This window comes from Streptosporangium sandarakinum (genome assembly GCF_050942225.1).
Lineage (GTDB): Bacteria > Actinomycetota > Actinomycetes > Streptosporangiales > Streptosporangiaceae > Streptosporangium > Streptosporangium nondiastaticum.
In genome coordinates this window covers 4740868-4754809 of sequence record NZ_CP192034.1, presented here as the reverse complement: position 1 = coordinate 4754809, position 13942 = coordinate 4740868, and the positions used below count along the sequence as shown (strand labels likewise).

Annotated in this window: 11 protein-coding genes; 9 read left to right on the top strand and 2 right to left on the bottom strand. The window is 72.9% G+C overall.

The window, feature by feature from the left end; genetic code table 11:
• Positions 1–32 precede the first annotated feature (32 nt).
• On the top strand, positions 33–1478 hold the full coding sequence (locus tag ACQP10_RS22415) for a DUF2254 family protein (protein WP_389998930.1): 1446 nt from the start codon (positions 33–35) through the stop codon (positions 1476–1478).
• Between the two features lie 148 nt (positions 1479–1626).
• Positions 1627–1926 carry a WhiB family transcriptional regulator gene (locus ACQP10_RS22410; RefSeq protein ID WP_386149604.1) on the top strand — a complete coding sequence of 100 codons (300 nt, stop codon included), beginning with the start codon at positions 1627–1629 and terminating at the stop codon, positions 1924–1926.
• Positions 1927–2021: 95 nt separating this feature from the next.
• Here ACQP10_RS22410 and ACQP10_RS22405 read toward each other — a convergent pair whose 3' ends face one another.
• Both ACQP10_RS22405 and ACQP10_RS22400 read right to left on the bottom strand, forming a co-directional pair.
• The gene (locus ACQP10_RS22405; protein WP_346022319.1) at positions 2022–2987 is read right to left on the bottom strand and encodes a DUF72 domain-containing protein; all 966 of its coding nucleotides are present in this window, start codon (positions 2985–2987) and stop codon (positions 2022–2024) included.
• A gap of 141 nt (positions 2988–3128) precedes the next feature.
• Entirely contained in the window at positions 3129–4178 is a 1050-nt protein-coding gene (locus ACQP10_RS22400; RefSeq protein WP_179828449.1) for an NAD-dependent epimerase/dehydratase family protein, read from the bottom strand.
• Positions 4179–4466: 288 nt separating this feature from the next.
• Here ACQP10_RS22400 and ACQP10_RS22395 point away from each other — a divergent pair, with 288 nt between their 5' ends.
• The 7 genes from ACQP10_RS22395 to ACQP10_RS22365 all read left to right on the top strand — a co-directional run bounded on the left by ACQP10_RS22395 (position 4467) and on the right by ACQP10_RS22365 (position 13853).
• Entirely contained in the window at positions 4467–4751 is a 285-nt protein-coding gene (locus tag ACQP10_RS22395; RefSeq protein ID WP_179828451.1) for a DUF427 domain-containing protein, read from the top strand.
• Positions 4752–4831: 80 nt separating this feature from the next.
• Positions 4832–7147 (top strand): phosphoketolase, encoded by a 2316-nt coding sequence (locus tag ACQP10_RS22390; RefSeq protein ID WP_399500848.1) that lies wholly within the window; start codon positions 4832–4834, stop codon positions 7145–7147.
• Positions 7148–7368: 221 nt separating this feature from the next.
• Complete coding sequence (locus ACQP10_RS22385) at positions 7369–7536, top strand: hypothetical protein (RefSeq protein ID WP_179828456.1); 168 nt, start codon at positions 7369–7371, stop codon at positions 7534–7536.
• Complete coding sequence (locus tag ACQP10_RS22380; RefSeq protein WP_346022317.1) at positions 7536–8981, top strand: purine-cytosine permease family protein; 1446 nt, start codon at positions 7536–7538, stop codon at positions 8979–8981. The genes ACQP10_RS22385 and ACQP10_RS22380 overlap by 1 nt, the downstream gene beginning before the upstream one ends.
• Positions 8981–10081 (top strand): alcohol dehydrogenase catalytic domain-containing protein, encoded by a 1101-nt coding sequence (locus ACQP10_RS22375; protein ID WP_389998920.1) that lies wholly within the window; start codon positions 8981–8983, stop codon positions 10079–10081. The genes ACQP10_RS22380 and ACQP10_RS22375 overlap by 1 nt, the downstream gene beginning before the upstream one ends.
• Before the next feature lie 378 nt (positions 10082–10459).
• Positions 10460–12328 carry a nitrilase-related carbon-nitrogen hydrolase gene (locus tag ACQP10_RS22370; RefSeq protein WP_433539650.1) on the top strand — a complete coding sequence of 623 codons (1869 nt, stop codon included), beginning with the start codon at positions 10460–10462 and terminating at the stop codon, positions 12326–12328.
• A gap of 43 nt (positions 12329–12371) precedes the next feature.
• On the top strand, positions 12372–13853 hold the full coding sequence (locus tag ACQP10_RS22365; RefSeq protein ID WP_433539649.1) for a PucR family transcriptional regulator: 1482 nt from the start codon (positions 12372–12374) through the stop codon (positions 13851–13853).
• Positions 13854–13942: the final 89 nt, after the last annotated feature.

The following is a 13942-nucleotide window of genomic DNA, read 5'->3' as shown; positions in this document are numbered from 1 at the left end:
TTGCCGCCATCGCGCCGGGGCAGTCGATCACGGTGCCCGAAGCCCCCCATCTCCAGAGGTTCGTGCCGCCCGCCCAGGACCTGCGGGTCCGCTGGCGGCTGTCGGCGACGGAGTTCCTGTTCACACCGCTGCTGATGGTGCTCGGATTCGTCGGGCTGGCCGCGGTGTCCGTCTTCGCCGACATCGCCCTGTCGAGGTCGCACGGGGCCGTGCACGACCTCTTCCTCCGGCTGTTCCCGCACGCCAACCTGCTCAGGATGCTGAGCGTGATCGCCTCCGGTCTGGTGACGGTGACCACGCTCACGCTGTCGGCGCTGCTGGTGGCGATCTCCCACACGTCCACCTCGGTCGCGCCGGTGGTCTTCGACCAGTTCCTGCGGCGCAGGGCCAACCAGGCGTACTTCGGCTACTTCGCGGGCTGCGCGACCTTCACCTATCTCGTGATGGCCGTCTCGCGCCCGGAGTGGATCGGGGTGGGGGCGATGCTGGCGGTCGTGCTGGCCGCCGGGGCGCTGGTCCTGCTGGTGTTCATGGGCTACGGCGTGATCGACCAGATGCGGCCCACCTCCGTGGTGCGTTCGATCCAGGACCTCGCCATCCGGGCCAGGCTGCGCCAGATGCCGCTGGTGGCCCGCTCCCGCCGCAGGCGGACGCTGGACGGCGAGCCGACCTCGGTGACCACCCGCGAGACGGGGTACGTGATCGACATCAGCACGGCCCGCCTGCAGGACCTGCTGCGCGGCACCGGGGAGGAGATCGAGGTGGAGTTCCGGGTGCGGATCGGCGATCTGCTCGCCTACGGCGACATCGTCGCCCACATCCGGGGCGGGGACGCCGGCCGCCGCGCCCACGTCGCCGACAACATCCTGTCCTGCGTCATGATCGACCGGTCCCGCAACGCCGGCGTCGACCCCGACCACGCCGTCGAGCAGCTCGGCCACGTCGCCTGGGCCGCCAACTCCACCCGGCAGAACCCCGACGTGGCGGTGGCGGCGATCGGGGCCCTGCGCGACCTGTCGGCCCGGTGGGCGGCGGCGGGCGTGCCCGACGCCGAGCTGTACGGCGGGCCGTTGCCGGTGGTCTACGAGGACGTGGCGCAGCGGCGGATCGTCACCGCGCTGGTGGACCTGGTGGTGGTGAGCACCTCCTCCCGGCAGCACCAGACGTGCGCCGCGGCGCTGTCCACCCTCGCCGACATCCTGCCGCAGCTGGAGGGCCGGGACCGCGACGTGGCGGTCAGGAGCCTGCAACGGGCGCTGCCCGCGACGCTGTCGCACGTGGCGAGCGTGGAGATGGGGCACGGCCTGGCCAAGCTGCGGGCCACGCTGGACGCGATCGGCCGGGAGGACCTGGCCGACGAGGTGCGGGAGATGGGCCCGCGCCTGGCTCGGGAGAGCGGCCTTGGGGAGGAGGGGGACATGCTCGACTCCCTCGACGACTCGACGCCGACCGGCCCGCTGTCCTTCCGGTTCCGCTGAGCGGCGGGGCGTGAGCGGCGGGGTAGGGAAACAGCTGGCAAAGTAACGCGATTTTTCGCCTTAAAAGGTATGAATGTATCTCCCGTGGGCACGCGAGCCAGAAGCCAAGTTGCGAATCATCACGCCTTTCACCTTCATTGGATCGCCTATGTCTGGACAGGGCAACGTCGTGCCCATCATCCACTGGTCCCGCAGTTCCCTGTGCCTGGAGGAGGACCCGGAGCTCTTCTTCCCCGTCTCTTTCGAAGGCCCCGGCCGGGAGCAGTGTGAGCAGGCCAAAGCCGTCTGCAACCGCTGCCCGGTCAAGCGGCGCTGCCTGGACTACGCCCTGAACACCCAGCAGATGTACGGGGTCTGGGGTGGCACCACCCCTGACGAGCGCAGGGCGCTCATGGCGGGGGTGCGCCGCAAGGCCAGGGCGAAGGCCGAGGCGGCCGCCCGGAGCTGACCCGCGCCCCCAGCGGGTCCGCTGCCCCCGGCGGGGCCGCCCTCCGCCGTCCCCGCTTCACGGATGGGACCCTCCGTACGCCGGTCGGGGCTCCCTCAGGCCGCCCCGCCGCCTGACCCGTCCCGGCCGGTGAGCTCGGCCAGCCGTGCCGCGTTGCGCTGCGAGCCGTCACCCCAGTAGTTGTTGAAGATCACATGAGTGGCGGCGGCCTCGGCGGACAGCAGCCGGACGTTCTCCGCCCACCGCGCCAGCTCCTCCTCGGAGTACAGGTAGGCGAAGCGCTCCTCCTTCGTCCCGCCCACCCATCGGTCGGAGTGGCCGTGCAGGCGGACCACCGCCAGGTCGCCGGCGGTCACGGCCAGCACCGGCGGGACCGACGACGGATGCCCCTGGGGCATGTCGACGCAGACGTAGGGGATCTCGTGCGAGGCGAGGAACTCCAGGGTCTCCTCGCGGTTGCGCTCCGGCTCCATCCAGGTCCGGTTGCGGAACTCCACGCAGACGCGCATCGGACGGCAGCGCCGTACGCAGTCGAGGATGTAGCGCCGCTGGGCCGCCCCGATGGCGAACCACGGGGGGAACTGGAACAGGACCGCCCCCAGCTTGCCCGCCTCCTGCAGCGGCGCCAGCGCCGACAGGAACCGCTGCCAGACCTCCTCGGTGATCTCCGGGCCGACGTCGCGCAGGTAGAGGTTGCGCTTGGCCGTGCCGACGCGGTCGCGCAGGTCGGCGTAGAGGGACCGGGGCGGGGTGGGGTGGTCGGTCAGCAGCGAGAACGCCTTGATGTTGAAGGTGAAGTCCGGCGGCGTCCGGTCCCGCCAGGCCTCCACCGTGCGCTGGGCGGGCGGGTGATAGTAGGTGGCGTCCACCTCGACGATCGGGAACTGCGAGGCGTAGTAGGCCAGCCGCTCGGCCGGGGTGGAGACGTCCGCGGGATACCAGCCCGACTCCAGCAGCGACCGGTCGGTCCAGGAGGCCGTGCCGGCCAGGATCCGGCCCGCCCCGGGCCGCCGGGCGGCGGGCGGCGGGGCGGTGTGCGGGAAGGAGGGCGGTGTCGTCATGCCCGCATCCCTGCCCCGCGGCACGGCTCCGTCACCCGTCGCGGCGACCCCATCGGACGCCTTCCCCCACCGTGGCCGCGGCGGCCGGCCCGGCGCCCGGGACACCGGGCCGGGCCGTCCGGCGGGGACGGGACGCCGCGGTCACGGCCGCTTGCCGACCCCGGTGCTCAGCTCGCCGGTCCGCGCCGGGCCGCCGGTCTCCGTCGACAGCGGCGGCGTCGCCATGCCCTCGACGCCCCGCAGGCCCTCGAACAGCTCCCGCAGCGCGTCGACCGCCGTGTGGCGGGGCTGCCAGCCCAGCTCGGTACGGGCCCGGGTGACGTCCATGACCGGCATCTTCAGCACCATGTCCACCAGGGCGGGCGAGGCGGGGATCAGCCGCGCGTACCAGGCGGCCGCCGCGGTTCCCCTGAGCACCCAGTCGGGCACCGGCAGCAGCCGGGCGCCCAGCAGTTCGGCCAGCGTCGACGGCTCGACGACCGGCTCGGCGGCGAGGTTGAAGGCCCCCGACACCGGCCGGGTGACCGCGAGCCGGAACGCCTCGCCGGCGTCCTCGCCGTGCACCGCCTGGAACCTCAGGCCCGGGTTGTCCGGGACGAAGGGGATCAGGCCGGGCCGTACGAGCCGCTGGGGGATGAACGGCCCGCCGAACAGCCGCCGCTGCTCGGTCGCCGCCTCCCGCTTGAAGACGAAGCCCGGCCGCATCCGCACCACCCGGGTGCCTGGATGGTCCCGTTCGAAGGTGTCGAGCACCCGCTCCACGTAGGCCTTCTCCCGGCCGTAGGCGGCGCCGGGCCAGCCGTTGGTGGGCCAGTCCTCGCCGACCGGCCGGTTCTTCGGGCCGGGGGAGTAGGCGCCCACCGAGGAGGAGTAGACCAGGGCGGGGACCTCCTGCCGGGCGGCCGCCTCGAACACCCGGATGCTGCCCAGCACGTTGGACCGCCAGGTCGTCACCGGGTCCCGGGTGGGCTGGAACAGCCACGCCAGGTGCACCACGGCGTCCGCTCCCGCCAGGTGCGTGTCCAGGTCGCCGGTGGAGACGTCCACCGAACGCCATGTCGTCTTGTCGGGACTCCAGTCCGGGATCCTCCGGGCCAGGCCGACGATGGATGTGACTTCGGGATCGGCCGCCAGGGCGGACACCGTGCTGGTGCCCACGTTCCCGGTGGCGCCGACGACTACTACGCGCATATGTACGGGAATGCCCCGGCCTGCGCGGTCGAACCCGTACCGGGTGATGGCTTTGCCGTATGCGGCAGGGCGGCAGAGTTCCGCCGCGCGGAGCCCCGGCACGCGGCGGGCGGGTGGCGCTTCCCGGCCGGGAGACGGTTTTCTCCGATCAGGGGAGGGCGCTTTCCGATCGGAGGGGTGGTGCTTTCCGGCCGGGCGGGTGGTGCTTTCCGATCGGAAAGGGTGGTGCTTTCCGGCCGGGGGAGGGCGGCGCGGGATCTCCGGGCGGCGATGTGTCAGCCTGGGAGCATGGCGACAGCACGGTGGAACGGCGAGATCATCGCGCGGAGCGACGACACCCGGGTCGTGGAGGGCAACCACTACTTCCCGATCGAGTCGGTGTTCCCGCAGTACCTGAGGCCGTCGGAGACGACCACGGTCTGCCCCTGGAAGGGCACGGCGAACTACTACACGCTGGAGGTGGACGGAAAGCAGAACCCCGACGCGGCGTGGTTCTACGCCGAGCCCAAGCCCGAGGCGGCCCAGATCAAGGACCGGGTGGCCTTCTGGAGAGGCGTGGAGGTCACCGACTGAGGCCGGGCCGTCCGGTTCTCCCGCGTGGGAGAACCGGACGGACGAGGGTTTGAAACCCTCCGCTGAGGAACTGTCGGTGTATGGATGCATTCGCTCACGTCGACGCCTACTGGCGGGCCGCCAACTACCTGTCGGTCGGGCAGATCTACCTTCTCGGCAACCCGCTGCTGTCCGAACCGCTCCGGCCCGAGGACATCAAGCCCCGGCTGCTGGGCCACTGGGGCACCACACCGGGGCTGAACTTCTGCTTCGCCCACCTCAACCGGATCATCACCGAGCGCGACCAGGACATGATCTACATCGTCGGCCCCGGACACGGCGGCCCGGCGGCGGTCGCGCACGCCTGGCTGGAGGGCACCTACACGGAGAAGTACCCCCACATCCGGCAGGACGCCGAGGGGATGCGGCGGCTGTTCCGGCAGTTCTCCTTCCCCGGCGGCATCCCGAGCCACGTCGCCCCCGAGGTGCCCGGCTCCATCAACGAGGGCGGCGAGCTGGGCTACTCGCTGGCCCACGCCTTCGGCGCCGCCTTCGACAACCCCGATCTCGTGGTGGCCTGCGTGGTCGGTGACGGCGAGGCCGAGACCGGCCCGCTGGCCGCGAGCTGGCACTCCAACAAGTTCCTCAACCACGCCCGGGACGGCGCCGTCCTGCCGATCCTCCACCTCAACGGCTACAAGATCGCCAACCCGACGATCCTGTCCCGCATCCCCGAGGAAGAGCTGGTCAAGCTCATGGAGGGGTACGGCTATCGCCCGCACGTCGTCGCCGGTGACGACCCGGCCGCCATGCACCCGCTGATGGCCGAGACCCTGGACCGGGTCTTCGACGAGATCGCCGAGTACAAGGAGGGCCGCGCCACCCGGCTCCCGATGATCATCCTGCGCACCCCGAAGGGCTGGACGGGGCCGCGCGAGGTGGACGGCCTGCAGGTCGAGGGCACCTGGCGCTCCCACCAGGTGCCGCTGACCGGGGTGCGCGACAACCCCGAACACCTGCGGGCCCTGGAGGAGTGGATGCGCTCCTACCGGCCCGGGGAGCTGTTCGACGCCGACGGGCGGCCCGTGCCGGAGGTGCTGGAGACGGTGCCCGCCGGGCCGCTCCGGATGAGCGCCAACCCGCACGCCAACGGCGGCGAGCTGCTGCGCCCGCTCGTGCTGCCCGACTTCCGCGACCACGCCGTCGCGGTGAAGTCCCCGGCGACGCAGCTCACCGAGCCGACCCGCGTGCTGGGCGGCCTGCTGCGCGACGTCATCGCCGCCAACCCCGACGACTTCCGGCTGATGGGACCGGACGAGACAGCCTCCAACCGGCTGTCGGCCGTCTTCGAGGTCACCGACCGGGCCTGGGACACCCGGACCCTCGGCACCGACGAGAACCTCGGCCCCGACGGCCGGGTGATGGAGGTGCTCAGCGAGCACCTGTGCCAGGGCTGGCTGGAGGGCTACCTGCTGACCGGCCGGCACGGGCTGTTCAACTGCTACGAGGCGTTCATCCACATCGTCGACTCGATGTTCAACCAGCACGCCAAGTGGCTGGAGTCGTCGCAGAAGATCCCCTGGCGGCGGCCGGTCGCCTCGCTGAACTACCTGCTGTCGTCGCACGTCTGGCGTCAGGACCACAACGGCTTCAGCCACCAGGACCCCGGCTTCCTCGACGTGGTGATGAACAAGAAGCCCTCGGTGGTGCGGATCTACCTGCCGCCGGACGCCAACACCCTGCTGTCCGTCGCCGACCACTGCCTGCGCTCGCGCGACTACGTCAACCTCGTCGTGGCGGGCAAGCAGCCGGTGCTGGACCTGTTCACCATGGAGGAGGCGGTCGCGCACTGCACCCGGGGTCTGGGCATCCTGGAGTGGGCCTCCACCGACGACGGGTCAGAGCCCGACGTGGTCCTGGCCTGCGCCGGGGACGTGCCGACGCTGGAGACCCTCGCCGCCGCCGCGCTGCTGCGCGAGCACCTGCCCGAGCTGCGGGTGCGGGTGATCAACGTCGTGGACCTGATGCGGCTGCAGCCGGAGTCGGAGCACCCGCACGGCATGTCCGACACCGAGTTCGACACGCTGTTCACCACCGACAGGCCGATCATCTTCAACTTCCACGGCTACCCGCTGTCGATCCACCGGCTCACCTACCGCCGCAACGGCCACGACAACCTCCACGTGCGGGGCTACAAGGAGGAGGGCACCACCACCACGCCCTTCGACATGGCGATGCTCAACGACATCGACCGCTACCACCTGGTCATGGACGTCATCGACCGGGTGCCCGGGCTCGGCGCCACCGCCGCCCACCTGCGCCAGCGGATGGCCGACGAGCGCCTGCGCGCCCGCGCCCACACCCGCGAGTACGGCGAGGACCCGACCGACATCCGCGACTGGATCTGGCCCTACTGACCCGCCGGCCGCCGGGGACGGCCGCTCCGGACCGTCCCCGACGGCCCCGCCGTACGGTAAATCCGCCATCATCGCCGCCCGAACAGCGGAAATACAGCGGGAACACCTTCAGGAACCACCTTTTACGGTGAGTTAACCGCCGGATGAGCTCCGCGTCACACGCGGCCGGTCCGCGGGAGACGACCGGCGCCGTCGGGCGACCGTTCCTGGAGGTTAACCGTATGGATGTGAAGGACTCCGCGTTGCGGGCCGAGCTGGACAGGCGGCTCGTCACCCTCGAACGCGACGAGTCGGGCGACCCGGCGCACGCGCCCCTCGCCGCGGCCGACCTGTGGCTGCTGGCCGCCATCGTCGTGGCCCTCACGATCGCCGGGTGGGTGATGGCGTGATGTCGGCCAACGAAGACGTCGCCAAGGAGGCGACCTTCGGGTCGCTGCCCGTGCTGCGCAGCGAGCGGGTCTGGAACTTCACCGACTTCACCTGGGTGAACGTCGGCCTGGCCATCGCGACGTGGGCGTTCCTCGTCGGCGGCTCCACGGCCGCGCTGGTGGGCTTCCAGAAGGGCCTGGCGGCGATGATCATCGGCAACGCCATCGGCGTCGCCGTGATGCTGCTGGGCAGCGTCGTCTCCAGCCAGCGCTACGGCGTGGAGCAGTACACCCTGCTGCGCAGTGTGTTCGGGTTCGGCGGGGTCGCCGTCCTGGTGTTCACCGTCGTGCTCTTCACCGAGATGGGCTGGTCGGCGCTGCTCGGCGTGATGTTCGGGCGGGCCACCACGCAGGTGTCCAACCAGGTGTTCGGCACCGACATCGGCCCCAACGCGCTGCCGGTGACCATCCTGGCCCTTCTCGCGCTGGCGATCGCCTGGATCGTCCTGGCCAAGGGTCCGCTGACGATGCGGTTCCTCAACCGCATCGTCTCGCCCGGCCTGGCCCTGCTGACCGTCGGCATGATCGTGCTGGTGCTCACCAAGACCTCGTGGAACGACCTGCTGGCGGCCAAGCCGCTGAACCCGTTCCCCAGCGAGGGGCTGAACTTCGCCCTCGCCGTCGAGTTCAACCTCGGCGTCGGCCTGTCGTGGTGGCCGGTCATGGGCAGCCTGGCCCGCCTCACCGACCGCCCGCGCAGCGCACTGTGGCCGGGCTTCATCGGCCTGTTCGGCGCGACGATCGTGGCCCAGGTCGTGGGCATGGCGGCCGCGCTGACCCTCGGCGACCCCGACCCCACCGTGTGGATGGTCCCCCTCGGCGGCAAATGGCTCGGCATGCTGGCGCTGCTGTTCATCGCCTTCGCCAACCTCACCAGTCTCACCTCCATCGTCTACTCGACCTGCCTCGCGTTGCGGCAGGCCGGCGGCGAGCTGCTGGCGAGATTCCGCTGGGAATGGCTCACCGGAGGATTCTTCCTCCTCCCGGCGATCATCAGCTTCTGGCCGAACCTGCTGTACGACCGGTTCCTGGTGTTCGTCACCTGGAGCGGCGCCTTCCTCGCGGCGATCTGCGGTACGGTCATCGCCGACTACTTCGTGGTGCGCCGCCAGCGGCTGGACCTGCGCGGCCTGTACGCGCACCGCGCCGCCAGCCCGTACCACTTCACCGGCGGGTTCAACCTGTCCGGGCTGATCTCCACCGCGCTGGGCGCCGCCGCCTACGTGGTGCTGTACAACCCGCAGACCCTCGACACGCTGCCCGCCTTCAACTGGCTCACCGCCTCGGTGCCCGCCGTGGTCGTCGCCGCGGTCGCGCACATCGTCCTCAGCCGTGCGCTCAACCGCCGGCACCTCGCCCCGGCCGTCGCCGGAGCGGTCCCCGTCACCACGCACAAGGAGTCCTGATGCCCAGAACCGCCCTGGCGGCCGTGCACGACGGCCGCGGCAACCGCCTGGAGATCAAGGAGATCCAGGTGGCCGACCCGGGCCCCGGCGAGGTCCTGGTACGGCTCGGCGCCTCCGGCGTGTGCGGCTCCGACCGGCACGTCCTCGACGGCGAGTGGAACCTGCCCTCCCCGACGGTGATGGGCCACGAGGGCGCCGGCACCGTGGAGGCGGTCGGCGAGGGCGTCACCGGCCTGGCCCCCGGCGACAGCGTCATCCTGTCGTGGTACTACCCCTGCCGCCGCTGCCGCGCCTGCGCGGCCGGCAAGGCGTGGGCGTGCACCGGCACCCGGGCGCCCGAGTGCCTGCTGCCCGACGGCACCACCCGGCTGCGCGACGGCGACGACGTCGTCTACCCCTACCTCGCCGTGGGCACGATGAGCGAGTACACCGTCGTGCCCGAGTCGGCCGCGGTCCGCATCCCCTCCGACGTGCCGTTCGACGTCGCCAGCCTCATCGGCTGCTCGATCACCACCGGCGTCGGCGCGGTCGTCAACAACGCCAGGGTGCCCGCCGGCTCCTCGGCCGTCGTCGTCGGCTGCGGCGGCGTGGGCCTGGCGGTGATCATGGGCCTGGCGCTCGCCGGAGCCCACCCGATCATCGCGGTGGACACCGCCGAGGAGAAGCTGGCCGCCGCCCGCTCGTTCGGCGCCACCCACACCCTGCGCGCCGGTGAAGACGTCGCCGCCCAGGTGGCCGAGCTGACCGACGGCGGCGCCGACTACGCCTTCGAGGTGATCGGCCGCGTCGAGACCATCGAGACGCTGCCGTCGCTGCTGGCGCCCGGCGGCGTCGGGGTCCTCGTCGGTCTGCCGCCCGAGGGCGCCAAGGCCGGCATCGACGTGCTGGAACTGGCCGAGGCGGGCAAGACCCTCATCGGCTCCAACTACGGCGGAGCCGTGCCGAGCCTGGACTTCCCCCGGCTGGCCGAGCTCTACCTCGCGGGTAAGCTGCCGCTGGACTCGCTCATCTCGCACCGCGTCCGGCTCGACGAGGTGAACGAGGCGTTCGACGCGATGCGCGACGGCACCCGCACCCGCAGCGTCATCGTCTTCGACTGACGCCGCTCCCGCCCGCCGCGGGGCGGCACGGACCGGATGCTCCCCCGTCCGTCCGGCCACCCCGCGGCGGGCGTCCCCCTCCGCTCCCCGCGAGGGGGCGCCGCTGACTGGACCGAGGAGCCTGCGAGGGGGCGCCGGTGTCTGGATTGAGGAGCCTGCGAGGGGGCGCCGGTGTCTGGACCGAGGAACGCAGGAGCGGAGCGACGGAGTGACGAGGGAAGACACCGGACATGAGCCCCCGAGCCGCGACACGAAGTGTCGCCGTGAACACAGCCCCCGAGCCGCGACACGAAGTGTCGCCGTGAACACGACCCCCGAGCCGTGACACGAAGCGTCGCCATGAGCACTACTCCTGGACCGACCGGAGAATCGGAGACCATGACCGCGATCACCACCCCGCCCAGGCCCGGCGCACCCGGCACGGTCACCGTCGGAGCCGTCCAGCTCCAGTCGGCGCACGGCGACGTCGCCGCCAACCTGGAGGCGATCGAGGATCTCGTCGCGGCGGCCGCCGCGGCCGGCGCGCGGGTGGTCGTGACCCCCGAGATGGCCCTGACCGGTTACCTGTGGTCCTCCGAGGAGCACGTGCGGCCCTTCGCCGAGCCCGTGGACGGATCGTCGGTGCGCCGGCTCACCCGGCTGTGCCGTACCACCGGTGCCTGGATCGTGCTCGGCATGCCCGAACTCGACCCCGAGCTGGGCACTCTGCACAACGCGTGCGTGCTCATCGGCCCCGACGGGCCGGTCGGCTCCTACCGCAAGACGCAGGCGTTCGTCCCCGACCCCCTGTGGGCGGTGGACGGCCACCTGTCGCCGCCGGTGTGGGACACCCCTGCGGGTCGTGTCACTCCGCTGATCTGCGCCGACATCGACTATCCCGAGCCGGCCCGGTACGCCGCGCTGCGCGGCGCCGACTGGATCGCGCTGCCCACCGCATGGGTGGCCGAGCCCGGCCCCAGCGCCACCTGGCGGCTGCGCGCCTGGGAGAACGGCCTGCCGCTGGTCGCCGCCGACCAGGCCGGTGCCGAGACCCTCGCCGGCAACTCCTTCCAGTTCAGTGGCGGAAGCTGTGTGCTCGACCACACCGGCGACGTCACCGCCGCCCTGGACGACGGTCCCGGGTTCGTCACCGCCACCCTCGACCTGACCGCCGCGGCCACCGCGCGCCACCGGCGGCTGGCCGCCCGGCGTCCCGCGGAGTACGGCCCGCTGGCCCGCTCGACCACCTGGCCGCGCGCCGAGCGTGAGGCGCTGACCACGCCGCCCGGCGGCCTGCCCTTGTCCAGCGGTCTGTCCTTGTCCGGCGGGGCGGAGACCGGGATCGGGACCGTGCCCGAGGGCGCGACGGGGGACGCGGCCGTAGCCGGGACCGGGATCATGCCCGGGGCCGCAGCCGGAGACGGGCCGTCCGTGGGCGTCGCCGTACTGGCCGGGCCCACCGGCGATCTGCCCGCCCCGCCCGAAGGCACCGACCTCGCCGTGTTGCCCGCCTTCCACCTGACCGGCGGCGTCCCCGACCCGGGCCGGGCCCGGGCCGCGCTGGAGGAACTGCGCGCCTGGTGCGAACGGCACCGCTGCGACGCGGTGACCGCGCTGGCCGTACCCGGCGACGGCGGGAGCGACGCCGGGAACGCGGAGAGCGCGGACGGTTCGGCCGGCCGGCCGGGTCCGGTCCGGTACGCGGTCACGCTCGTCACCCCCGGCGGCGAGGCCGCCCGCCGCCACGTCACCCACCTGGGCGCGCACGCCGCCTGGGCCGAGCCCGGCGACGCGCCCCCGGCGGTCGTCACCCGGCCGTGGGGCTCGCTCGGGCTGCTGGCGGGGGAGGAGCTGGAACCCTTCGAACCCTCGCGGGCGCTCGCGGTCCTCGGCGCCGACGTCCTCGCGGTGCCCGCCGCGGTGGACTGGCCCTACCCGGTGCCCTTCCCCGGCACCCGGGTGCCGCTGAACCCGGCCGCGCTGCGCGACCCCGAGCCCGCCTTCGCCCACCCCGCCCGGCTGCGCGCCGGCGACTCCCACGTCTGGATCGCCCTGGCCAACGCCGGCACGACACCCGGCGGCGTCTTCGGCCCCGACCACGTCACGGTGCCCCGAAAGGAGGCGCTGAACACGGGGATAGGCTGGACGAAGCTGCGATGCGCGGTGCGGGGCACGGACGGCGCGGGGGAGGCGTGCGCGGTGAAACCGCAGCTGGCACGGCGCCGGACCGACCTGTTCGGCGCGGAGATGCTGCGACGGCCCCGCTGACCGGCGGCCGCCGGGGCGGCCGCGCGGAGGACGGTGGAAAGCCATGGCGGTGACGATCCGACGGCTGCTGGCCAACGCCCGCCTCGGACTGCGGGTGGTCCTGGGCCACGAAGGGCTCGACCAGCCGGTGCGCTGGGTGGCGGTGTCCGAGCAGCCCGACCCCACACCCTGGCTTGACGGCGCCGAACTGCTGCTGACCAGCGGCATGTGGCTGCGCGACCAGGACGACCCCGCCGCGGCGGCCGAACGGTGGGCGACCCGGCTCGCCGAGGCCGGGGCCCGCGCCGTCGGATTCGGCCTCGACCCCTGGTTCACCGAGGTCCCCGCCGAAGTCGTCCACGCCACCCGCCGCCACCGGCTGACGCTGATCGAGGTCCCGCGCCGCACGCCGTTCGTCGCGGTGGACCGGGCCGTGGCCGACCTGAACGCCGCAGAGGCGCGGCGCGAGGCCGAACAGGCCAGAAAGGTACAGCAGCAGCTCGCCGAAGCCGGATACGCCGGACGGCAGGCCGTGGCCGACCGGCTGGCGCGGGAACTGCACGGCTGGGTCGCCGTACTGGACGCCGGGCACGCCGTGGCGCTGCGCGCGCCCGCCGGCGCGGGCCCCGCCGCCGAGGCGCTCACCGAACTGGCCCGCCAGGGCGACCGGTCCGGACGGCACATCCTCCAGGTCGAACTGGACGGCGAGCCGGTGACCGCGGTCCCACTGGGCCCGGCCCGCGAGCGGCGCGGCACGCTCTGCGTCGGCGCGCTCTCGGCCGGCGAACGGCCCATGTGGGCCGCCGGGATCATCGGCACCGCCGCCGCCCTGCTCACCGTGCTCGACCGGGGCGGCGAACGCGAACTGCGCCGGACGATCGCCGGGCTGCTGGCCGAGGGCGACGCCCGCTCGGCCGCGCGGGTGGCCGCCGCGGCCGACCTGCCGCTGCCCGAGGAGTTCGCGGCCGTCACGCTGGCCGGCCCCGGCCATCGCCGCGCCGCCGAGCGGATCGTGGCGGCCGGCGGCTGGGCGGCCGGCGACGGCCGGGCCGGCACGGTCGTGCTCGTCATCCCGGGGTTCACCGAGGAACGGCTGGAGCCTCTGCTCGACGGCGCCCGCGCCGGGATCGCCGCGCCCAGGCCGCTCGACGAGGTCCCGGCCGGCATCCGCGAGTCCAGCCTGGCCGCCGAGCTGACCGGCCCGGACCGGCCGGTGGTGCGCTACGCCGACACACCCGTGATGGAACTGGACCGGCTGCTGGCCTCACCCGAAGCGGAGCGGTTCGCGGCCGCGCTGCTCGCACCCGTGACCGAGACGGCCGACGGCGAGACACTGATCGCCGCCGCCCGGGCCTGGGTCGAGGCCAACCACCACTGGGACCCGGCCGCGGCCGCGGCCGGCGTGCACCGCGAGACACTGCGCGCCCGGCTGCGCCGCCTGGCGAAACTGACCGGCCTGGACCTCGACTCACCGACCGACCGCCTCGCCCTCTCTCTACTCATTGCGACGCTGGCGCGTCGCGGCTCGGGGGCTGGTGACCGCTGACTTCCCTCGTCGTTCGCTCGCTGCGCTCATGGCGACACTTCGTGTCGCGGCTCGGGGGCTGGAGTCCGGTGTCTTCCCTCGTCGTTCGC